Origin of the sequence: Polymorphospora sp. NPDC051019 (assembly GCF_040683055.1) — a bacterium.
In the GTDB taxonomy this organism is placed as follows: Bacteria; Actinomycetota; Actinomycetes; order Mycobacteriales; family Micromonosporaceae; genus Polymorphospora; species Polymorphospora lycopeni.
The window spans coordinates 408,126-429,606 of the sequence record NZ_JBFBCH010000003.1 but is presented as its reverse complement, the minus strand read 5'-3'; the positions used below and the strand labels follow the sequence as shown (position 1 = coordinate 429,606).

Annotated in this window: 20 protein-coding genes; 9 read left to right on the top strand and 11 right to left on the bottom strand. The window is 73.4% G+C overall.

What is annotated here, in order from left to right; genetic code table 11:
• Positions 1-36: 36 nt before the first annotated feature.
• Both AB0M79_RS08845 and coxB read right to left on the bottom strand, forming a co-directional pair.
• A complete protein-coding gene (locus AB0M79_RS08845) occupies positions 37-462 on the bottom strand; it encodes a cytochrome c oxidase subunit 4 (RefSeq protein WP_364209750.1) in 426 nt (141 codons plus the stop codon).
• A 10-nt stretch (positions 463-472) separates the two neighbouring features.
• Positions 473-1,417 carry a cytochrome c oxidase subunit II gene (gene coxB / locus AB0M79_RS08840; protein WP_357537671.1) on the bottom strand — a complete coding sequence of 315 codons (945 nt, stop codon included), beginning with the start codon at positions 1,415-1,417 and terminating at the stop codon, positions 473-475.
• Positions 1,418-1,578: 161 nt separating this feature from the next.
• Between coxB and AB0M79_RS08835 the strand changes: the two genes are divergently transcribed.
• Together AB0M79_RS08835 and AB0M79_RS08830 are read left to right on the top strand one after the other, a co-directional pair.
• Positions 1,579-2,730 (top strand): aminotransferase class V-fold PLP-dependent enzyme, encoded by a 1,152-nt coding sequence (locus AB0M79_RS08835; protein ID WP_364209747.1) that lies wholly within the window; start codon positions 1,579-1,581, stop codon positions 2,728-2,730.
• 139 nt (positions 2,731-2,869) lie between these two features.
• Positions 2,870-3,100, top strand: a complete 231-nt coding sequence (locus AB0M79_RS08830) for a sulfurtransferase TusA family protein (protein ID WP_364209939.1) — start codon at positions 2,870-2,872, stop codon at positions 3,098-3,100.
• Between the two features lie 294 nt (positions 3,101-3,394).
• Here the strand turns inward: AB0M79_RS08830 and AB0M79_RS08825 are convergent, their stop codons facing one another.
• From AB0M79_RS08825 to AB0M79_RS08810, 4 genes are all read right to left on the bottom strand, one after another.
• Positions 3,395-3,925, bottom strand: coding sequence for an ATP-binding protein (locus AB0M79_RS08825; protein WP_364209744.1), 531 nt, complete (start codon positions 3,923-3,925; stop codon positions 3,395-3,397).
• A gap of 37 nt (positions 3,926-3,962) precedes the next feature.
• Positions 3,963-4,940 carry a carbohydrate kinase family protein gene (locus tag AB0M79_RS08820; protein ID WP_364209741.1) on the bottom strand — a complete coding sequence of 326 codons (978 nt, stop codon included), beginning with the start codon at positions 4,938-4,940 and terminating at the stop codon, positions 3,963-3,965.
• A gap of 230 nt (positions 4,941-5,170) precedes the next feature.
• Positions 5,171-5,539 carry an iron-sulfur cluster insertion protein ErpA gene (gene erpA, locus AB0M79_RS08815; protein ID WP_212821156.1) on the bottom strand — a complete coding sequence of 123 codons (369 nt, stop codon included), beginning with the start codon at positions 5,537-5,539 and terminating at the stop codon, positions 5,171-5,173.
• A gap of 177 nt (positions 5,540-5,716) precedes the next feature.
• The gene (locus AB0M79_RS08810; RefSeq protein WP_364209738.1) at positions 5,717-6,850 is read right to left on the bottom strand and encodes a glycerate kinase; all 1,134 of its coding nucleotides are present in this window, start codon (positions 6,848-6,850) and stop codon (positions 5,717-5,719) included.
• Positions 6,851-6,919: 69 nt separating this feature from the next.
• Here AB0M79_RS08810 and nadA point away from each other — a divergent pair, with 69 nt between their 5' ends.
• From nadA to AB0M79_RS08795, 3 genes are all read left to right on the top strand, one after another.
• On the top strand, positions 6,920-8,089 hold the full coding sequence (nadA, locus tag AB0M79_RS08805) for a quinolinate synthase NadA (RefSeq protein ID WP_364209735.1): 1,170 nt from the start codon (positions 6,920-6,922) through the stop codon (positions 8,087-8,089).
• 256 nt (positions 8,090-8,345) lie between these two features.
• A complete protein-coding gene (gene murA / locus AB0M79_RS08800; RefSeq protein WP_364209732.1) occupies positions 8,346-9,704 on the top strand; it encodes a UDP-N-acetylglucosamine 1-carboxyvinyltransferase in 1,359 nt (452 codons plus the stop codon).
• A 46-nt stretch (positions 9,705-9,750) separates the two neighbouring features.
• The gene (locus AB0M79_RS08795) at positions 9,751-10,353 is read left to right on the top strand and encodes a DUF3043 domain-containing protein (RefSeq protein ID WP_364209729.1); all 603 of its coding nucleotides are present in this window, start codon (positions 9,751-9,753) and stop codon (positions 10,351-10,353) included.
• A 125-nt stretch (positions 10,354-10,478) separates the two neighbouring features.
• On the opposite strand, the gene AB0M79_RS08790 is transcribed toward AB0M79_RS08795, so the two are convergent.
• Together AB0M79_RS08790 and AB0M79_RS08785 are read right to left on the bottom strand one after the other, a co-directional pair.
• A complete protein-coding gene (locus AB0M79_RS08790) occupies positions 10,479-10,787 on the bottom strand; it encodes an AzlD domain-containing protein (RefSeq protein WP_364209726.1) in 309 nt (102 codons plus the stop codon).
• Positions 10,781-11,665 carry an AzlC family ABC transporter permease gene (locus AB0M79_RS08785; RefSeq protein WP_364209723.1) on the bottom strand — a complete coding sequence of 295 codons (885 nt, stop codon included), beginning with the start codon at positions 11,663-11,665 and terminating at the stop codon, positions 10,781-10,783. Before AB0M79_RS08785 ends, AB0M79_RS08790 begins: the two co-directional genes overlap by 7 nt.
• Before the next feature lie 73 nt (positions 11,666-11,738).
• On the opposite strand from AB0M79_RS08785, the gene AB0M79_RS08780 reads away from it, so the two are divergent.
• Positions 11,739-12,296 (top strand): XRE family transcriptional regulator, encoded by a 558-nt coding sequence (locus AB0M79_RS08780; protein ID WP_357537691.1) that lies wholly within the window; start codon positions 11,739-11,741, stop codon positions 12,294-12,296.
• Here AB0M79_RS08780 and AB0M79_RS08775 read toward each other — a convergent pair.
• The 3 genes from AB0M79_RS08775 to AB0M79_RS08765 are packed head-to-tail and all read right to left on the bottom strand — an operon-like array spanning position 12,280 to position 14,806.
• Positions 12,280-13,260 (bottom strand): ATP-binding cassette domain-containing protein, encoded by a 981-nt coding sequence (locus AB0M79_RS08775; RefSeq protein WP_364209719.1) that lies wholly within the window; start codon positions 13,258-13,260, stop codon positions 12,280-12,282. The genes AB0M79_RS08780 and AB0M79_RS08775 overlap by 17 nt on opposite strands.
• 11 nt (positions 13,261-13,271) lie before the next feature.
• Positions 13,272-14,081: an ABC-2 family transporter protein gene (locus AB0M79_RS08770; RefSeq protein ID WP_364209716.1), complete on the bottom strand. Its 810-nt coding sequence runs from the start codon at positions 14,079-14,081 to the stop codon at positions 13,272-13,274.
• Positions 14,082-14,119: 38 nt separating this feature from the next.
• Entirely contained in the window at positions 14,120-14,806 is a 687-nt protein-coding gene (locus tag AB0M79_RS08765; RefSeq protein ID WP_364209713.1) for an ABC-2 family transporter protein, read from the bottom strand.
• A 274-nt stretch (positions 14,807-15,080) separates the two neighbouring features.
• Here AB0M79_RS08765 and AB0M79_RS08760 point away from each other — a divergent pair, with 274 nt between their 5' ends.
• Genes AB0M79_RS08760 through AB0M79_RS08750 form a run of 3 tightly spaced genes read left to right on the top strand, consistent with a single transcriptional unit; the run spans position 15,081 to position 21,436 of the window.
• Positions 15,081-15,233, top strand: coding sequence for a hypothetical protein (locus AB0M79_RS08760; RefSeq protein WP_364209710.1), 153 nt, complete (start codon positions 15,081-15,083; stop codon positions 15,231-15,233).
• The gene (locus tag AB0M79_RS08755) at positions 15,230-20,407 is read left to right on the top strand and encodes a WG repeat-containing protein (RefSeq protein WP_364209707.1); all 5,178 of its coding nucleotides are present in this window, start codon (positions 15,230-15,232) and stop codon (positions 20,405-20,407) included. Before AB0M79_RS08760 ends, AB0M79_RS08755 begins: the two co-directional genes overlap by 4 nt.
• A gap of 30 nt (positions 20,408-20,437) precedes the next feature.
• The gene (locus AB0M79_RS08750) at positions 20,438-21,436 is read left to right on the top strand and encodes an aldo/keto reductase family protein (protein ID WP_364209704.1); all 999 of its coding nucleotides are present in this window, start codon (positions 20,438-20,440) and stop codon (positions 21,434-21,436) included.
• The last annotated feature ends 45 nt before the right edge of the window (positions 21,437-21,481 follow it).

Below are 21,481 nucleotides of genomic sequence, written 5' to 3'. Positions count from 1 at the left end.
CGCACCGACCCGTGGGTCACGAACAGATTCCGCTACTCAGTGCTCGGCGGTGCGCCGGGTGCCGGTGTAGTACTCGAACAGCAGGCCGCACGCGGTCAGGATGACCGCGACCATGCCGACGGCCACCAGCCAGAGCTGCCAGAACACCAGGCCGAGACCGGCGACCGTGGCCGCCAGGGCGATGCCGAAGGGCCAGTAGCTACCGGGGCTGAAGAAGCCGATCTCACCGGCACCGTCGCTGATCTCGGCATCCGGCCGGTCCTCCGGCCGCAGGTCGATGCGCCGCGACACGAACCAGAAGAAGCCGCCGCACATCGTGCAGAGCAGGAACGACAGGGCCAGGGCCACCGTACCGATCCACTCGACGTGGCCGAGCTGACCGTCGGTCCAGAAGCCGTAGACGAAGGTCGCGAAGAGAAGGAACCCGGCGATGATGAGGAATAGGCGCCACTCGGTCTTCATGCCCCGGTCCTCAGCTTCCCGCGCCGCTGGCGCCGTCGTTGCCGAAATTCTGCGCGGTGCGCTTGGTGTCGAACGGCACCGTCGTGACCGCGAACGGCTCCTCACCGATCGCGGTGAGCGCCTGCTGCGGCGTGCTGCCGCCCTGCAGCGCGGCGAGGTACTGGTCGTACCGCTCCGGCGAGACGACCCGCAGCTCGAAGTTCATCATCGAGTGGTAGGTGCCGCACAGTTCGGCGCAGCGGCCGACGAAGGCTCCCTCGGAGTCGATGCTGGTGACCTGGAAGGCGTTGCGGACGTTGCCCGGGAAGACGTCGCGCTTGAAGAGCATCTCCGGCACCCAGAAGGAGTGGATGACGTCCTTGCTGGTCTCCTCGAAGCGGACGGACCGCCCGGTGGGCAGGACCAGGACCGGGATGATGTCGTCCGAACCGAGCACCGACGCGGTCGTGTTGGCGTCGGGGCCGACGCCGTCCCGGTAGTTGAACTGCCAGTTCCACTTGAACGCCACGACCTCGACGGTGATGTCGGGGTTGCGGGAGGTCTTGTCGACGTCGGTCTGCACGATCGCCGTGTAGTAGAAGAGCACGGCGACGATCAGGATCGGCGCGATGGTGTAGAGGAACTCCATCGGCATGTTGAACCGGGTCTGGACGGGCAACTCGTCGCCACGCTTGCGGTAGCGGATGATGCACCAGAAGATCAGGCCCCAGGTGAAGAAGCCGACGGCCAGGGCCGCGATGGTGGAGCCGATCCACAGGTCGTACATCCGGTTGGCCTCGGGGGTGATGCCGCCCTGCGGCCACCCGAACCCGCCGAACGCGGCACCGACGTCACAGCCGGTGAGCGTGATCAGCGACACCGCACCACCGGCACCGAGCCCGGCCAGCCGTCCAACGCGGCTGCGCGAACTGCGCCTGGCGGCCGTGGGTCCTGATTCCGAGCGCCTTGCGAGCACCTTGTCCTGCCTCCCTGGGAGCGCCGCGGTGGGTGTTGGTTCGTCAGCACCGGCGGCAAGGGCGTCACCGACGGTCGCAGATTACTCGACCATGCCCGGCCGGACGGCCTTGGGGTGGGCGAATGGCGGACCTGACCACGAGGGGGACTACCGTCCTACGGGTGGGCGTGACAGGCGTTTACCTCGACGCGGCGACGGCGGCACCGCCGCACCCGGTGGCCCGCGAGGCGTTGCTGGCGGCCCTGGCGGACGGCTGGGCCGATCCGGCCCGGCTCTACACGCGGGCCCGCCGGGCCCGCCAGTTGCTCGACGCGGCCCGGGCCGCGACCGCCGAAACCCTCGGGGTACGCCCCGACGAGGTGTCGTTCACCGCCAGCGGTACGACCGCGGCGCACGCCGCGGTGCTGGGCGGGCTGGCCGGGCGCCGCCGGAGCGGGACGGTGCTGGTGCACTCGGTGGTCGAGCACTCGGCGGTGCTGCACGCCGCGGGGCGGCACGTCGCGGCCGGCGGTTCGGCCGTTCCGGTGCCGGTGGACCGGCTCGGCCGGCTCGATCTCGACGCCTGGTCGGCGGCGGTGGCCGGGCCCGGGGTGGCACTGGCCGCGTTGATCAGCGCCAGCCACGAGGTCGGCACCGTCCAGCCGGTGGCGGCGGCCGCGCGGGCCTGCGCCGACGCCGGGGTGCCGCTGTACGTCGACGCGGCCCAGTCGGTCGGCCGGGTGCCGCTGCCGGACGGCTGGTCGGTGCTGACGGCCAGCGCCCACAAGTGGGGTGGGCCGCCCGGTGTCGGCGTGCTGGTGGTACGCAAGGGCACCCGGTGGGAGTCGCCCTATCCGGAGGACGAGCGGGAGTCGGGGCGTACGCCCGGGGTGGTGAACCTGCCGGCGGTGGTCGCCGCGGCGGCGGCGCTGCGGGCGGTGGCGGCCGAGGCGACGGCGGAGGCGGCGCGGCTGGCGGCGCTGGTCGACCGGATCCGGTCGACGGTGGCGGCGACGGTGCCGGACGTCGAGGTGGTCGGTGACCCGGTGGACCGGCTGCCGCACCTGGTGACGTTCTCGTGCCTGTACGTCGACGGCGAGGCGCTGCTGCACGCCCTGGACCGGCGCGGTTTCGCCGTCTCTTCGGGCTCGTCCTGTACGTCGTCGACGCTGCGCCCGTCGCACGTGCTGGAGGCGATGGGGGTGCTGTCGCACGGCAACGTACGCGTCTCGCTGCACCGCGGCACGACGGAGGCCGAGGTGACCCGCTTCCTCGCCGAACTCCCCGAGGTGGTGGCCGCCCTGCGCGCCGAGGCCGGCGTAACCGACCTCTGACCCATGATCCGCGTGATCAGGGAGTACGTCGAGCGTGTCGTCGGTGAGTCGGGCTCCCTGGCCCCTGATCACGGGGATCTTGGGACTCGGCCCTGATCGCGGGGATCTTGGAGAGACGGTGTCGGACGGGGAGGTGGGGGTGGAGGCGGTGGAGGTGCTCGACTGCCGGGGGCAGCGGTGCCCGCTGCCGGTGATCAGGCTGGCCCGGCGGCTGCCGGAGGTGCCGGTGGGCACGGTGCTGCGGGTGCTGGCCGACGACCCGGCGGCCGGCAACGACATCCCGGCCTGGTGCCGGATGCGGAGCCAGGAGTTCGTCGGCCCGACCACCGTCGGGGACACCCCGGCGTACGACGTCCGCCGCACGACCTGACCGACCGGGCACCAGGGCCAGGGCTCGGCGCACCCGAGGGCCGACGCGCCCCGAGGGCCGACGCGCCCCGGCGCCCCCGAGGGCTGATCAAGGACTAGTCGTGGCCGTTTTGTCCAACTTGTCGCGCAACAAGTCCTTGATCAACGCACCGCCCCGCGCCGGCCTCGATCGTCTGCTGTTCCAGCACTCCGCGCACGGCGTGTCGAACGCCTCAACCGCAGACGATCATGACGATCGATCGGGCGGGCGGGCGGGCGGTGCGGGGCGGGGCGGGGCGGGGGCGGGGGCGGCGACTCAGCGCAGGTATGCCAGCAGGCCGGGCAGCGGGTCGCCGGAGACGGCGGTGTCGACGATCAGGCGCGGGCCGACGTACGGCTCGTATTCGGCCCGCCGGCCGACCACCTGCGCCCAGTCCGGCGTCCCGGCACCGCCCTCCTCGGCCAGCCGACTCTCGACCCGGCGCCGGTGCTCCGTCTCGTCGCCGCACCACACCTCGACCACCCGCAGCGGCACGCCGGTGCGATCGGCGATCTCCTGCCACAGCCGGCGGGTCGCGGCGACCGGGTTGACCGCGTCGACGACCACCGGCACACCCATGCCGAGCTGTGTCTCGGCCTGGGCGGCGACGATGCCGTACGCGGCGTGGCCGGGGCGGGGTTCGGTCACCTCGTGCCGGCCCAGCTCACGGTCGACCGGGTCGACGGCGAGCACGGGCACCCGCAGCGCCGACCCGACCTGCCTCGCCAGGGTGCTCTTGCCGACGCCGGGCAGCCCGGCGAAGACCACGAGCAGCGGGCGGGGCGGCGCACCGGATCGGGTGGTCACGCCGTCACCGCCACGCCCCGGGCAGCGGGCGCCCCGGTCACGCGCCCAGGTGCGGGCGTACGTCCTCGGCGACGTGGTCGCCGTACGACTCGCCGAGGCGCTTGACGAAGACGTCGGGGCGTACCTCGTATTCCTGGGTGCCGACGGTCTCCAGCACCAGGGCGGCCAGCAGCGACCCGACCTGGGCGGACCGTTCGAGGCTGAGGCCCCAGGACAGGCCGGCGAAGAAACCGGCCCGGAAGCCGTCGCCGACACCGGTCGGGTCCTGGGCCTGGACGTCGCGGGCGATCGGTACGTGGATGCGCTCGATGTCGCGACCGGTGATCTCCGCCCCGTCCTTGCCGAGGGTGGTGACGCGGATCTTGACGCGGTCGAGGACCTGGTCAGCGGTCAGGCCGGTCTTGGATTCCAGCAGCGACTTCTCGTAGTCGTTGGTGAGCAGGAAGTCGGCGCCCTCGATGAGCTTGATCACGTCGGCGCCGTCCATGCGGGCGAGCTGCTGCGACGGGTCGGCCGCGAAGGCGTAGCCACGGTCGCGGCACTCCTCGGAGTGCCGGAGCATCGCGGCCGGGTCGTTGGCGCTGACCAGGACCAGGTCGAGACCGTCGACCCGGGCGGCGACCGGGGCGATCTCGACGTTGCGGGCCTCGCTCATCGCGCCGGCGTAGAACGACGCGATCTGGCACATGTCAAGGTCGGTGGTGCAGACGAAACGCGCGGTGTGGGCCACCTCGCTGACGTGCACCGACTCGCAGTCGACGCCGTGCCGCTCGAGCCAGGACCGGTAGTCGGCGAAGTCGGCGCCGACCGCGCCGAGCAGCACCGGGCGCAGGCCGAGCTGGGCCATCCCGAACGCGATGTTGGCCGCGACGCCGCCCCGGCGGACGACCAGCTCGTCGACGAGGAACGACAGCGACACCTTGTGCAACTGGTCGGCGATGAGCTGGTCGGCGAATCTGCCGGGGAAATGCATCAGGTGGTCGGTGGCGATCGAGCCGGAAACGGCGATCTTCATGGCGGCCCTCTGGGTCGGCTACGGGGGGCGGTGCGCCCGATCAGCCTACCGGCCGTCCGCCGGTCGGTCGATCGCCCGCCACCCGTCGTTCACCCGCCGGGCGGCCCGCACCCGGCGCCATCCCGCGACCCGCCGGACGCCACCCGGTGCCCTCACCCGTCAGCCGGAAAACGGGTCCGGAAACGCCGACGGGGGCCACGGATCCGTGGCCCCCGTCGGCGTCGTACGGCTCAGTGGAACGAGTCGCCGCAGGCGCAGGAGTTCTGCGCGTTGGGGTTGTCGATGGTGAAGCCCTGCGCGTCGATCCGGTCGGCGAAGTCGATGCTGGCGCCGGCCAGGTAGGGGGCGCTCATCCGGTCGACGACGACCTCGACGCCGTCGAACTCGGTGACGATGTCGCCGTCGAGCGACCGCTCGTCGAAGAAGAGCTGGTAGCGCAGGCCGGAGCAGCCGCCGGGCTGCACCGCCACCCGCAGCCGCAGGTCGTCCCGGCCTTCCTGCTCGATCAGGGCCTTGACCTTCTGCGCCGCGACGTCGGTGAGCAGAATCGTGGTCGGGGCCGTGGCCTCGGTCGACTCGGTGTTCGCTGAAGTGGTCACGATGAAGGTCTCCCTGCGCCGATGGCGGTGATCGTTCCGCGGATGTTCCGTGCTGGATGTTCGTACTGACCTGGCCAACGCTAACCGGCCGGCCGATGATTCCCAATCGCGAGAATTCCCAATCGCGAGGATTCCCAGTCGGGACTACCTACCCATGTTACGTCGCTGAGAGTCGCGTCACCGGCTCCACTGGCGGGCCAGGTCGGCGGCGATCTCCCGCAGCCCGTCCGCCGGGCGGGTCATCGCCGCCTCGACACCGCCCCGTTCCTCGCCCCCGAAGTGGTCGACCAGGCTGTACGTCTCGGTGATCCCGGCCACCGCCGCCTCCCGCCGCCCGGTGCTGACCCGGCCGGCCACCACCACGCACGGGATGCCCCGGTCGCGGGCGCTGCCGGCCACCCCGGCCACCACCTTGCCGCGCAGCGACTGGTGGTCGAACGAGCCCTCCCCGGTGATCACCAGGTCGGCCGCGTCGAGCGCCTCGTCCAGCCCGATCACGCGGGTGACCAGCGCGATGCCGGATTCGCAGCGGCCGCCGAGGGCGAGCACGGCCGCGCCCAGCCCGCCGGCGGCCCCCGCGCCGGGCAGTGCGGTCAGGCCCGGCGGGCAGTCGGGCAGGGCGTGGGCGAGCACGTCGGCGAACCGCTCCAGCGCGGCGTCGAGGAGCAGTACGTCCTCGCGGGTGGCGCCCTTCTGCGGTCCGAAGACGTTCGACGCGCCGTGCAGGCCGGTCAGCGGGCTGTCCACGTCGGTGGCGGCGACCAGTTCGACGCCGCGCAGCCGGGGGGTGCCGCCGAGCCCCTCGGCGGCGGCGAGGGCGGCACCGCCGTACGGCAGGGCGAGGCCGGCGGCGTCGACCGGGGCGGCGCCCAGCGCGGCGAGCATGCCGCCGCCGCAGTCGTTGGTCGCCGAGCCGCCCAGCCCTAGGACGATCCGCCGGACGCCGGTCTCGACCGCGGCGGCGACGAGCAGGCCGAGGCCGTACGAGGTGGTGGTCTTCGGGTCCCGCTCGGCGGTCGACAGCAGGTGCAGGCCGCACGCCTGGGCGCTCTCGACGTAGGCGGTGTCGCCGACGACCAGGACCTCGCCCTCGGCCGGCCGGCCGAGGGGGTCGACGGTGCGTACCGGGATCCGCCGGCCGCCGGTCGCGCCGGCCAGCACCTCGACGAAGCCGGGTCCGCCGTCGGCGAGCGGCCGGGCGACGGTCTCGTCGGCCGGTACGACGGAATGCCAGCCCCGCTCCACCGCGGCGGCCACCTCGGGGGCCGACAGCGTGCCGGCGAACTTGTCCGGACAGATGAGGATCCGCATAGTTCGGCAGTGTGGCAGGCCACACCGGCTCGAGGTGACAGTGGGCGCCATTGTGGGAGCATTGGACGCGTGACCGCGACCTGGGTAGAGCCGTCCAACACCGCCACCGCACTGCTGCTGCTGGGGCGGGGATCCGACCCGTCCACCGAGCGCGGCGTGGAGTGTCCGGGCGACCTGCCCGCACCGAGCGACCCCGACCTGGTGGCCCGGGCGACCGCGGCGAAGGCGGCGCTGGGCAGCAGGGTCTTCGTGCTGGGGCACCACTACCAGCGCGACGAGGTGATCCAGTTCGCCGACGTGACGGGCGACTCGTTCAAGCTGGCCCGGGAGGCGGCGGCCCGCCCCGACGCCGAATTCATCGTGTTCTGCGGTGTGCACTTCATGGCCGAGAGCGCCGACATCCTGACCACCGCCGCGCAGAAGGTGGTGCTGCCGGATCTGGCGGCCGGCTGTTCGATGGCCGACATGGCCGTGCTCGGCCAGGTCGAGGCGGCCTGGGAGGTGCTGGCCGACGCGGGTGTGGCGGCGTCGACGGTGCCGGTGACCTACATGAACTCGTCGGCGGACATCAAGGGCTTCGTCGGCCGCAACGGCGGTGTGGTCTGCACCTCCTCCAACGCCAAGCGGGCGCTGACCTGGGCGTACGAGCAGGGTGAGAAGGTTCTCTTCCTGCCCGACCAGCACCTGGGCCGCAACACGGCCGTACTGGAGATGGGTTTCTCCCTCGACGACTGCGTGCTCTACGACCCGCACAAGCCCAACGGCGGCCTGACCGCCCAGCAGCTCCGCGACGCCCGGATGATCCTGTGGCGCGGGCACTGCTCGGTGCACGGGCGGTTCACCCTCGACAGCGTCAACGAGGTGCGCGAGCGGGTGCCCGGGGTCAACGTGCTGGTGCACCCGGAGTGCCGGCACGAGGTGGTCAACGCCGCCGACCAGGTCGGCTCGACCGAATACATCATCAGGACGATCGAGGCCGCGCCGGCCGGTTCGGCGTGGGCGGTGGGCACCGAACTCAACCTCGTACGCCGGCTCGCGCTCGCCAACCCGGACAAGCAGATCATGTTCCTCGACAAGGCGGTCTGCTACTGCTCGACGATGAACCGCATCGACCTGCCGCACCTGGTCTGGGCGCTGGAGGAACTGGTCGCCGGGCGGGTGCCCAACCAGATCACGGTCGATGCCGACACCGCGCATCACGCCCGGGTCGCGCTCGACCAGATGCTCGCGCTTCCGTAACCGTCCGAGCGTCACGGTAAGTGACCAACAATTTACAGTTGGGTAGAAGCGTCCCCTTTTTGTGCCACCTGAAGCCAGATGGGTAACTTATCCCCCATCACCGAGGGCTATGCTGCCGGAGCGACACCGGTCCGGTCCGCGGCCCGGTTCCACTGAAGGTTCGGCTCACGACCCGCCTGGGCGACGACGCGATGCGCCGCCCGGCCCGCCCCGGCCGGCCACCCCGATAGCTTCATCGACGCGCTGGAGGTTTGCGTTGGCGACCAATGATGTCCTGGCTGTGCACGGCGGCACTCCCCTGCAGGGTCAGATCCGGGTCCGTGGCGCCAAGAACCTCGTCTCCAAGGCGATGGTCGCGGCACTGCTCGGCGACGCCCCCAGCCGCCTGTTCGACGTACCGCGCATCCGCGACGTCGAGGTCGTCCGGGGCCTGCTCGAACTGCACGGCGTACGGGTCTCCGACGGCGCCGAGGACGGCGAACTGGTCTTCGACCCGGCCAACGTCGAGCGGGCGTCGACCGACGAGATCAACGTGCATGCCGGGTCGAGCCGCATCCCGATCCTGTTCTGCGGGCCGCTGCTGCACCGGCTCGGCCACGCCTTCATCCCCGACCTGGGCGGCTGCCACATCGGTCCCCGCCCGATCGACTTCCACCTTCAGGCGCTCCGGGAGTTCGGCGCGGTCGTCGAGAAGACCCCGGAGGGGCTGCACCTGACCGCCCCGAACGGCCTGCGCGGCACCAAGTTCGAGCTGCCGTACCCGAGTGTCGGCGCCACCGAGCAGGTGCTGCTGACCGCGGTGATGGCCGAGGGCGTCACCGAGCTGCGCAACGCGGCCGTCGAGCCGGAGATCGTCGACCTGATCTGCATCCTGCAGAAGATGGGCGCGATCATCACGGTGCACACCGACCGGGTGATCGAGATCCAGGGCGTGCCCCGGCTCAGCGGCTACACGCACCGGCCGATCCCGGACCGGATCGAGGCGGCGAGCTGGGCGGCGGCGGCCCTGGCCACCCGCGGCGACGTCGAGGTCCTCGGCGCCGAGCAGGGCGACATGATGACGTTCCTCAACGTCTTCCGCTCGGTCGGCGGCGCGTACGAGATCACCGACCCGCGGGCGCCGCGGGCCGGGCACCCCGGCCAGGAGGGCGGCATCCGCTTCTGGCACCCAGGCGGCGAGTTGAAGGCGACCGCGCTGGAGACCGACGTACACCCGGGTTTCATGACCGACTGGCAGCAGCCGCTGGTGGTCGCGCTGACCCAGGCCCGCGGCCTGTCGATCGTGCACGAGACCGTCTACGAGCAGCGGCTCGGCTACACCGAGGCGCTCAACAAGATGGGCGCGACGATCCAGGTCTACCGGGACTGCCTCGGCGGCACCCCGTGCCGCTTCGGCCGGCGCAACTTCAACCACTCCGCGGTCATCGCCGGCCCGAGCAAGCTGCACGCCGCCGACCTGGTCATCCCCGACCTGCGCGCCGGGTTCAGCCACCTGATCGCGGCCCTGGCCGCCGAGGGCACGTCCCGGGTGTACGGCGTGGACCTGATCAACCGTGGCTACGAGGACTTCGAGGCCAAGCTCGCCGCCCTCGGCGCCCACGTGGAACGGCCCTGACCCCGCCTCGGTGGGCGGCCCGTCGGGGCTTCGTTACCCTCTAGGGGTGCCGTCGTTGTTTCGTCGTAAGTCAACCGCCGTCGTCGAGGAGCCGGTCGTCGAAGAGACGCCCGAGCCGGCTCCCGCACGTCCAAAGGGCTACACGCCCAGCAAGAAGGAACTCGGCAAGGAGACCCCGAAGCGGCCGAGCGTGGGCCGCCGGGGCGCCGGTGACACCAAGCCGCTGACCAAGGAAGAGGCCCGCGCGAAGCGTCGCCAGCTTCGCGCCGAGGCCGCCGAGGAGTTCCGCCGCGAGGGCGGGCCCCGCGACCGCGGCCCCGAGCGGCGGCTGGCCCGCGACGTGGTCGACTCCCGGCGTACGGTCGGCACCTGGTTCTTCGGTGGCGCGCTGATCGTGCTGATCGGCTCGTCGGCCGCCATGCCGCCGATCGTGCGGCTGGTCTCCAACCTGCTCTGGGCCACGCTCGCGATCGGCGTCGTCATCGACTCGGTGCTGATCAGCCGCAAGATCAAGAAGTTGGTCCAGCAGCGGTTCCCCGACTCGACGCAGCGATTGGGCGGGGTCTACCTCTACGCCATCATGCGGGCGATCACGTTCCGCCGGATGCGTACGCCGGTGCCGCAGGTGCAACTCGGCGCCAAGATCTAGGTCCGGTCCGCCGGGTGCTCACCGGCACCGGCGGGCCGTCGCGACGAGGCGACCGACGTTCGTGATCTGAGCGCGAGGAACCTTATCCCCGTCGGATAAGGTTCCTCGCGCTCAGATCGATTTCGTCAGGGCACGCCGAACAGGCGCAGGACCGCCGCCGTCGCGGCCGCGGCGACGACCACCACGACGAACGGCGCCCGGCGCCACGCCAGCACCGCCCCGACCAGCACCCCGGCCGGACGGGCGACACCCGCGGCGGCACCGGCCTCGGTCAGCGCCGCGGTGGCGGCCAGCGCGGCGAGCAGCGCCGCCGCGGCCATCGGCAGCAGTTGACGTACCCGGTCGGGCAGGTCGAGCCGGTCGCGCAGTGCCACTCCGGCGAAGCGGAACGTGAACGTACCCACGGCCAGCGCCGCGATCACCGCGATCAGCACGTCGACTCCTCCCGACCCGGTACGGGCGCGTCGGTGGCCACCCGGCCCCCCGTCCTCGGCACGGCCCCGGGATTAGCCGCCAACTCCGGCGCGGGACCAGCCGCCGGCTCGGGAGCGGGGTTAGCCGCCGGCTCCAAAGCGGAATCGGCCGCCGGCACCGGCGGATGCCCGCGGCGGCGGGGCAGGAACAGCACGGTGAGGCCGGTGAGGGCGAGCAGGACCGGCAGCCCGGCGGGCAGCAGCGGGGTGGTGACCACGGCCACCAGCGCGCCGAGCAGGGCCACCCGGCGGGTGTCCCGGTCCCGCAGCGCGGGCAGGATCAGGGCGATCAGGCCGGCCGGGAACGCGGCGTCGAGGCCCAGGGCCGCCGGGTCACCGGCGGCGCCACCGAGCAGTACGCCGACGATCGTGCCGACGTTCCAGGCGAGGAAGAGCACGAGGCCGGCGAACCAGAACGCGCGGCGGCGGGCCTCCCCCTCGGGCTGGGCGAGGCTGAACGCGGTCGCCTCGTCGGTCATCAGGTGGCTGCCGAGCACGCGGCGGCTCCACCGCCCGCCGAACACGTCGCCGATCGCCAGCCCGAACGGCAGGTGCCGGGCGTTGAGCAGCAGGCCGGCGAAGACGGCGGCGAACGGGCTGCCGGCGGCGATCAGCCCGACGGCCATGAACTGGGCGCCACCGGCGTAGACGATCGACGACAGGGCGACGACGGCCCAGACCGGGATGCCGGCGCCGACGGCGATCGCGCCGAACGAGGCGCCGACGGCGAGCATGGCGGCGGCGATCGCGGCGACGTCGCGGCGCATCGCCGACCCGCCGGTCCCCGACCGCACAGCGGAGCCGGGTGTTCGGCCGGCCGGACCGGCTGTTCGCTTCACCGTACGCACTATCGGATAATGGACCCGGCACCTGCTGTTCGTCAAACCGAACGAAGTGACCGATGGAGCGAACATGACCTCGCACGCCTCCCCGCTGGCCACGATCGCGGTCGCCCTGCGCCGCGAACGGGACCGCGCCGGCCTCTCCCTGACCGAGCTGGCCCGCCGCGCCGGGATCGCCAAGTCGACGCTCTCCCAACTGGAGGCCGGCAACGGCAACCCGAGCGTGGAGACACTCTGGTCGCTCGGGGTGGCGCTCGGCATCCCGTTCAGCCGCCTGGTCGAGCCGCCCGGCCCGGCCGTACGGGTGGTGCGGGCCGGCGAAGGCCCGGCCGTACGCTCCGAACACGCCGACCTGACCGCGACCCTGCTCGCCGCCGGCTCCCCACACGCCCGGCGGGACATCTACCGGCTGGCGGTCGAACCGGGCAGCGGGCGGCACGCCGAACCACACATCCCCGGCAGTGTCGAGCACATCCTGCTCGCGGCCGGCCGGCTGCGTACCGGACCGGTCTCCGACCCGGTCGAACTCGGACCGGGCGACTACGCGACGTTCGCCGGGGACGTCCCCCACCACTACGAGGCGCTGGAACCGGGCACGTTCGGCATCCTCGTCATGGAGCACCCGTAGGGTGCCGTTCCCGGCCCGGAGCCGAGTACAACCTCGCCACCACGTCCTCGATGTCCGGCTCCACGATCGAGATGTCGCGCAACTCGGCGACCCCGGACAGCCGGCCGATCAAGCCGCCGACGGTCGCCGTGTCGAGCCCGTACGTCAGCCGCCGGCCGTCGGCCTCGACCCGTTCCAGGACCGCACCGGGCACCGGCGGCGGGTCGGCCAGCGGGGCGTCCAGGTCGATCACCACCAGCCGGCGGGACCGGTAGCGGGCGTGCAACGCCTCGATCGTTCCGTCGTGCACCACCCGGCCGTGGTCGATCACGACCAGCCGCCGGCACAGCCGCTCGATGTCGGCGAGGTCGTGGGTCGTCAGCACCAGCGTCGTGTCACCGGCCGCCCCCAGCTCGGCGAGGAACCCGCGGACCGCCTGCCGGCTCAGCACGTCCAGCCCGATCGTCGGCTCGTCGAGGAAGAGCACCGACGGCCCGTGCAGCAGCGCCGCGGTCAGCTCCCCGCGCATCCGCTGCCCCAGCGACAGCTGCCGGACCGGGGTGTCCAGGAAGACGTCGAGGTCGAGCAGGGCACGGCAGCGGCGCAGCCGGGCCGCATGGTCGGCCGGGGGCACCCGGTAGATGTGCCGCAGCAGGTCGAACGAGTCCCGCAGCGGCAGGTCCCACCACAGCTGCGACCGCTGGCCGAAGACGACCCCGATCCGCAGCGCCAGCCTGGTCCGCTGCGGCACCGGCTCGAACCCGCAGACCCGGACCCGGCCACCCGACGGGCTCAGCACCCCGGTCAGCATCTTCAACGTCGTCGACTTGCCGGCCCCGTTCGGTCCGATGTAGCCGAGCATCTCGCCGGGAGCCACCGTCAGGTCGACCCCGTCGACGGCGGTCACCGTACGCCGCTCGCGGCGCAGCCGCCCCTTGCGGACCCGTACCGTGAAGTCCTTGCGCAGCCCGGACACCTCGATCACGACATCTCCACTCACGAGCCCGTACTCCGGTAGTGCCGGACGCCGACCCGCCACACCACGGCGGCGACCGTAGCCGCGACCACCGCCACGCCCGGCGCGGCCCAGCCGACCCAGACCGGCAGGCCCAGCGGGTCGGTCCGGCCGAGCAGCGCCAGCGCCGGGTAGTAGGCGACGAACGCGAAACCCAGGCCGTACGCGAACAGCCGCCGGAACCATCCGCTGTAGACGGTCACCGGGTACGACGTGAAGTCCCGTCCGCCGTACGTGAAGGCGTTGGCGATCTCGCCGGACTCGATCCACCAGAACGCCACGCTGGCACCGATCACGAAGATCGAGCCGAAGAACACCGCCCCGGCCAGCGGCGCCACCACGGCCAGCGCGACGCGTCCGGGCGTCCAGTCGACGTCGGCGGCGACCAGCGCGACCACCAGCACGACGACGCCGAAGATCACCCGCGACACCTTGCGCAGCGGCAGGTCCATCAGCAGCAGTTGCGGCAGCGATCCCAGCGGCCGGACCAGTACGGCGTCGAACAGGCCGGTCCGGACGTAGTGCTTGACCCGCTCGATGTTGCCGACCGCGAGGTCGGCGGTGGCGAACGCGGCGGCCGACAGGCCGACCATGACCATCGCCTCGGCCAGCCCAAAGCCGGCCAGGTCGCGGGTCACCCGGAAGAGGACGAGCACGGAGAGTACGTCGAACACCGTCGCCCCGACGTTGCTGAGCAGGTCGACGACGAAGGAGACCCGGTACGACGCCTGGGCGCGGACCTGTCCCCGCAGCAGCGCCAGATAGGCGCGGCCGGCACCCCCCTCAACCACCCTGCCGGCGTCAGCCACCCTGCGCCACCCTGCTGGCGTCAGCCACCCTGGACCACCAGGCGCCGTTCGGCGCGGTGCTGCACCACCCGGCAACCGGCCAGCACCGCGACCACCCAGCCGAGTTGCACGACCACGATGCCGAGCTGGACCGGTGCCGGATCGCGTTCGACGAGCACGTCCAGCGGCGCCTGCATGACGCTCGGCAGCGGGGTCGCGAGCCAGATCGTGCCCCAGAGCCAGTCGGGCAGGAACCGCAGTGGAAAGTAGAGGCCGGCGAGCACCCCGGAACCGAGCGTCCACAGGGTCGTCACCCCGCGCGCGTCGTGCAGCCAGTAGGCGGTGGCGTTGACCAGGTAGCGGCAGCCGAAGCAGACGACGACCGCGAGCAGCATCGACACGGCGAACAGCGGCACCGTCTGCCACCGGGCCGGCACGTGTACGTCGAAGAAGAGCGGCCCGGTCAGCACCGGCGGGACGAAGCGGGTCAGTACGGCGTACCCGGCGCGGCCGAGATCGCCGGCGAGATAGCTGGTGACCGGGTCGACCGGGCGCAACAGGTCGCTGGCCACGTCGCCGGTGCGGATCCGGTCGGCGAGTTCGGTCCAGCCCCAGATGCCGATCACCGCGAGCAGGCCCTGCCCGGCCCAGACGAAGGTCGCCAACTGCTCGCGGCTGTAGCCGGCGGCCAGTCCCGTCCCGGTGCCGGTGGCGACGGCCAACAACACGTAGCAGCGCAGGAATCCGAAGACGGTGTTGGTGAACAGCCCGGCGACGGTAGCCTGCCGGTACGTAGAGTATCGCCGGAATCCGGCGCCAGTTATGGCGGCAAATGTCCGTAACTTTAGGACAACGTTTGAGTGGCGCGCCGCTACTGTAGTGGCGGTCACCGAGCCCACGCCGCTACCCTCCTTCCGCAACCACGCTGCACCGAGCCGGGTGACTCTATCCGGTGCCCGCGGCTGCCCAGCGACACATTTTCCGCGACGAGGTGACATCGCCGTGAGCGAGCGACGGGATCCCTTTTCCCCGGTCGCCGCACGCGCCGACGAGGTCACCCACCCACGGCGGAGTCCCACCCGGCCCGCGCAGCGGAACGGCGCGGTGACCCGCTGCCACGACGTACGGCCGGCGACCGGCAGGACCGACCGGTGACCGACAACCGCTTCGACTTCCACCGGTCCCGTAACGATCCCGACTGGATGGTCGAGATCACCGCGGAGTGGGTGCCCCAGGTTCCCGGCCAGCGCTATCCGGGAGACACCGGACCGCTGCGCAACGGCGCCGGGGCGATCCGCCGCCCGACCGCCTCCGGCCGCGCCGGGGTCTACCAGTCCGGCCAGCGGCCGGCACCCCCGCCCGGGCCGTTCCCGCCCCGGCTGACCGGCGTCGACGGCCATGGCACACCCCCGCCACGATCCGGGCGGCCGGCGGCCGACGAGCGCCGCCCGCCGTACCCGGACGGGCCGTTCACCGACGGCCGGGGGCGGTGGACCGACGAACCCGGCCCCCGGTACGACGACGGCTTCGCCGGCCCGCGCGCGCCGCGCCACGAGCCCGATCCCCGCGGCCGGCGCCACGACCACGACCCGCGCCACGACCACGACCCGCGCCACGACGGGGGCCCCGGTCCCCGGGACCGCCGGTACGACGGACCGCCGGACGGTCCGGGACGGCGGGACGGCTTTCCCGACCGGCGGTTCGCCGACGGTCGGGGTGGGCAGCGTCCGGAGGAGCACGACCGGCGGGTGCCCGACGACGCGTGGCGCGGGCCGGGCGACGGCCGCCGCCCGGGACCGCATTCCGCCGGCCGGGGCTCCGACCGTGGATACGACGGACGCGACGGCTCCCACACCGACAGGCGCGGACGGGTTCCGCTCGACGGACGCGGCGGTCCGCTGACCGACGGGCGCGGACGGGCGCCGGTCGACGGATGGGGTCCGCACCACGACCGCCGTGATCCGGGCGGGCGCGGCCCCGGCGCCTACCCGGCCGACGGCCGGATATACGGCGGCTACGGCCCCGAACCACGCCATCCGGACCGGCGCGACGTCGACCACCGCGAGTTCGACCGGCGCGACCCCGACCGGCGCGAGTTCGACCGACGGGACTTCGACCACCGCGGCGTCGACCGACGCGACCTGGACCGGCGCGAGCCGGAACGGCACGGCCCCGACCGGCGTGACCTGGACCGGCGCGAGCCGGAACGGCACGGCCCCGACCGGCGTGACCTCGACCGGCACGGCTCCGACCGGCGCGAGTCGGACGGCCGGCGGGCACCGCACGGCGACGGCCGGGACGGATGGCAGGGACCACGGCACCCCGACAACCGCCGGGACGGATGGGACGGCCTCCACGGCGACCGCCGCGGGCGCGACTCCTGGGACGGTCGCGGCGCCACCCCCCGCCCACCCGAACCCGAACCACGCCACCCGCGCGACCGGGACCCCTACGCCACCGGGCCGGTCAGTCCCCCGGCCGGCGGCCCCCGCCTCTACGGGGAGCCGCGGCCGCACCGGGACGGACCACCGCCCGCCGACATCCCGTCCCGGCCCGACGACCGCCGTCCGGCCGAGCCGGACCACCGCCAGGTCGAGCCGGACCACCGTCGCCCGACCGCAAGCGGCCCGCCACACCCCGGCCCCGACGGCTGGGACTCCGACCGGCACCGTCAGCCCGGCCGGCCGGTCCGCCAGCCCGACCGCGACCTGCCGTACCCCTTCGGCCGGGAGGCCGACGAGCCGGAGCGGGACCACGACCCGCGGCGCGGCCCCGGCCGCCCCGCACCCGTCAGCGGCGGTGCCGGTCCCCTCGACGAGCCGTACGGCCGGGTCCGGCCCCCGCTGCCGGAGCAACCCGACGCCGCCCGCGACGTGCCCCCGACCGACGCCGCCCGCCGCGTACCCCCGACCGACGCCGACCTCGCCGGCCGGCCCACGTCGCCCGCCGGGCCGGCGGACGAGCTGCCGCGGCGCATCCGGCGGCCGATCCCCCGTGACGGTTTCCAGCCGGATCGCGGCGCCCCGGCGCCGTCCGCGCCCCGGCCCACTGCCCCGCCACCGGTCGACGACGACCACACCCCGGCACCGGCGCGCGATGAACAACGCCCGGCGCCGGCCCGCCATGACGACCACCGCACCCCGCCGCCGGCCCGGGACGAACAGCGGTCCCCCGCTCCCGGTCGGGACGAACAGCGGCTCCCTGCGGGGCGGGAGTCGGGCCCCACCGCGGCGGACCGGGCCACCGGCCTGGCCGGCGACCGGTCCTGGCCGACCGGCGCGGGCCAGGAGCCGCCGACCCGCCCCATCCACCGGGACGGAACGGACGAACGGCCGACACGTCCGGTGTCCGGCCCTCCGGTTCCCCGCCTGAGGATCGAGTTCGTGCCCGTGGCGCCTCCCGCCCCGGCCACGACCACCGGGTCTGGCCGCGACCCGGCCGAACAGCCGCCCACGCCCACCAAGGACGCCCCGACCAGCGGCGCGCCGCCGGCTGACGCCATGTCGGCCGGTACCACACCGGCTGGCGCCATGCCGGCTGGTACCAAGCCGGCCGGCGCCGAGGCGCGGGCGGTTGAGGCGGAGGCCAATCCGTGGTTCGGCCAGGCCGACAACGCTCCCGCCAGCCCGGGAAGTCCGGCCGGCAAGGCCCCCGCCACGCCGGGCGGTCCGGCCGACGCGGCTTCCGCCGGCCCGGCCGGGGAGATGGCGTCCACCGCCCGGGCCGCGCTCGCGCAGCCCGACACCACCTCCACCGAAGTGCCACCGTCCAATGTCGACCGCCTGGTGCCGACGCCGGATCCGTCTACTTCGGACGATGGCCTTCGGCTGCCGGAGGGCGGACCGGACAAGTCGACCCCGGCTGCTCCCCACCCGGCCTCGGCACCCACCGGTCCCGAGCCGTCGACCGGGCCGTCCCGGCCACCGGCGGGCGGCACGGTCGGTGCCGCCGAGGACAGCGCCGACCCGGCAGACAACGACGATCCGGACGACACCCGGCCGACAAGCGGTCGGGACGCCGACATCCCGGCCACGGCCCAGCCCGACCAGCCCCGGCAATCGGACCGCGCCACCCCACCGGACGAAGCCGCGCCGCCAGAAGATGTCACCACCCCGATCCACACCGGCCCACCAGACGACGCCACCGAACTGCTCCACGGGGCACCACCAGACGACGCCACCGAACTGCTGCGCACCCCGCAAAACGACGCGACCAAACCGATGCACACCGGGCCGGGGAACGACGCCACCGAGCTGATCGGTGGCCCGACACCGGCGGGTCCGCCACCCGAGGACGGGCCGGCGGCGTCACCGGTCGCCCCGTTCCCCACCGGGGCCGGCACGACACGGCCGACGGACGACACCGACCCGGCGGACGACGACGTGGCGGCGGACCATGACGCGGCGGCTGACGGCGACGTACCGATGGTCGGCACCCGGCCGACGGACGGCGACGGGGCGGCGGACGGCCACGAGGCGGAAGACGTGGCGGGGTCGACCGACGACACCGCCCCGGCGAGCCGCAGACCCGAACCGACCCGGCCCGACGGCACCGAACCGGCCCCGCCGGACGACAGCGAACCGGTCCGGTCCGACACCGCCGTGGTCGGGCCCGACCACACGCCGCCCGCCCCGGCGCCGGAGACCGCCCCGCGGCCCGTCCCACCGGTGGACACACCGTCCACACAAGACACTCCGGAGCCGTCGGCGACGCGGTCCGTACCGGCGCTGAACGGTGCCGACCCGCGACCGGAGCCGGACGGCACCGGTCCGGCACCGGTCTCCGCACCGCCGGCCGGTCAGGGCCGCCCCGAACCACCAGCCGACCGGCCGGTGTCCGACCCGCCGGACCGGGGCACCGTCGAGGCCAGCCCGGACACCGTGCTGCCCGCCCCGGCGGCGGCCGCCGGGGCGGCGACCGCGCTGCGCGCGCCGACGATGCTGGCGCCGGTCGTCACACCCGACTCTCCGGAACCGGCCGGGCCCGCGCCGGCCGCACGGGACCGGGCCCGCGAGTCGCGGGGCGCCGACCCGGAGCAGGTGCTGGCGACGTACCGGTGGCGGTTCCACCACGAGACGTTGCGGGAACTGGTCGAGGATCCGGACGAGTTGCGGGCCATCCGGGACCGGCTCACCGAGAAGGTCGAGGCGGCGACCGACAACGCCTCCCGGGCCCGGCTGCTGAGCCTGCGCGCCGTCGTCTCGCGGATCCTCGGCGACCTCGGCAAGGCACTCGCCGACGGCAGGCTCGCTCTCGGCCACGCCGAGGCGACCGGGCAGTTGCGCCGGATCGCGATCGCGCAGGCCCGGCTGGCCCACGTGCACCAGTGGCGTGGTGACTTCGCCGAGGCCGACCGGCTCTTCGAGGAGGCCAACTCGTCGGAGCTGCCCGACCGGTTGCGCGCGACGATGCACGAGCACGCCGGCCGGTCCTGCTACGACCAGGGGCGCTACATCGAGGCGTGCAACCACTTCGAGCGCGCGCTCGACCTGCGCAAGGTCAAGGATCCGGATCTGATGGCGCGTACCGAGCTGGCGCTGGACGCGGTCTTCGCCCGGGTGGCCGAGAAGGGCTGGGGGCCGTACCCGCGCGGCCGGGACGAGATCCTCCAGGTGCACCGGCCGCCGGTGCCGACGTTCAGCGACGAGGTCCAGCGGTGGGGGTACGCCGATCCGGACGGCACGCTGACGGTGGCGCCGAGCTACGCCGACGCGCAGCCGTTCCGGGACGGGGTGGCCTGGGTACGCCGGCCGGAGGCGGACACCTGGGAGCTGATCGACGAGTCGGGTGAACTGCTGGTCGACGCGTCCGCCGGTTATCTGGGCGTCGGTTCGTTCGCCGACGGGCTGGCCTGGGTGTCACGGGACGGCACCGGTGGCTGGATCGCGATCGACAAGGCGAACGAGGTGGTGATCGCCGCCGGGTTCGACGACGTACGGCCGTTCCGGCGGGGTGTCGCCGCCGTACGCCGGGGCGGGTGGGGTGCCGTCGACCGGACCGGGCGGGTGGTGGTGCCGACCCGGTACGCGGCGTTCGTCACCGCGCTGACCGACGGCCGCTACGTCGACGGGTTCACCGACGAGGGGCTGGCGATCGTCGAGGCGGACGGGCGCAAGGGTGTGGTCGACCGGACCGGGCGGACGATCGTCCCGCCGGCGCATCCGGCGCTGGTCATCCACCCGGTCGCGTTCCTGGTCGCCGGCGGCAACGGCCGGTGGGGTGCCCTGGACCGGCGCGGCGATCCGCTGATCGACCCGGTGCACGCCAGCCGTGGCGACGTGATGGACGAGATCGACCGCCTGCTGGCGGACACCAAGCCGGTGCTCTGACCCCGGTTGACCAGGGGCTAGGGTCGGGGCATGGAATTCCGACACCTTGGTCGCTCCGGCATGCTGGTCAGCGAGATCTCGTACGGTAACTGGATCACCCACGGTTCGCAGGTCGAGGAGGAAGCCGCCCTGGCCTGCGTACGGGCCGCCCTCGACGCCGGCATCACGACCTTCGACACCGCCGACGTCTACGCCGGCACCCGCGCCGAGGCGGTGCTGGGCCGGGCGCTGCGCGGTGAGCGCCGGGAGGGTCTGGAGATCTTCACGAAGGTCTACTGGCCGACCGGTCCGGGCCGCAACGACCGTGGCCTGTCCCGCAAGCACATCATGGAATCGATCAACGGCTCGCTGCGCCGGCTGGAGACCGACTACGTCGACCTCTACCAGGCGCACCGCTTCGACCACTCGACCCCGCTGGAAGAGACGATGGAGGCGTTCGCCGACGTCGTGCACTCCGGCAAGGCGCACTACATCGGCGTCTCGGAGTGGACCGCCGACGAGATCCGGCGGGCGCACGCGCTGGCCCGCGAGCTGAAGATCCACCTGGTCTCCAGCCAGCCGCAGTACTCGATGCTGTGGCGGGTCATCGAGGCCGAGGTCGTCCCGACCAGCGAGGAGCTGGGTATCGGCCAGATCGTCTGGTCGCCGATCGCGCAGGGCGTGCTGACCGGCAAGTACCAGCCGGGCCAGCCGCCGCCGGCGGGTTCGCGGGCCACCGACGAGAAGTCCGGGTCCGGGTTCATCGCCCGGTTCATGACCGACGAGGTGCTCTCGACGGTGCAGCGGCTGCGGCCGCTGGCCGATCAGGCCGGGCTGAGCATGGCCCAGCTCGCCGTCGCCTGGGTGTTGCAGAACCCGAACGTGTCGTCGGCCATCATCGGGGCTTCGCGGCCCGAGCAGGTGGTGGACAACGTCAAGGCGGCCGGGGTCAAGCTCGACGCCGACCTGCTCAAGGCGATCGACGACGTCATCGACCCGATCGTCGAGCGCAACCCGAAGCTGACCACCAGCCCGGCGCAGCGGCCCTGACGACGGTCGGGTGCGGGCATCCCACGCGGGATGCCCGCACCGGCC

Bases quoted from the DNA above. Each gene is read 5' to 3' on its own strand.
- AB0M79_RS08845 (WP_364209750.1), bottom strand. From the start codon at position 462: ATGAAGACCGAGTGGCGCCTATTCCTCATCATCGCCGGGTTCCTTCTC.
- AB0M79_RS08820 (WP_364209741.1), bottom strand. From the start codon at position 4,940: ATGAAGATCGCCGTTTCCGGCTCGATCGCCACCGACCACCTGATGCAT.
- AB0M79_RS08810 (WP_364209738.1), bottom strand. From the start codon at position 6,850: ATGCGGATCCTCATCTGTCCGGACAAGTTCGCCGGCACGCTGTCGGCC.
- AB0M79_RS08780 (WP_357537691.1), top strand. From the start codon at position 11,739: ATGACCTCGCACGCCTCCCCGCTGGCCACGATCGCGGTCGCCCTGCGC.
- AB0M79_RS08750 (WP_364209704.1), top strand. From the start codon at position 20,438: ATGGAATTCCGACACCTTGGTCGCTCCGGCATGCTGGTCAGCGAGATC.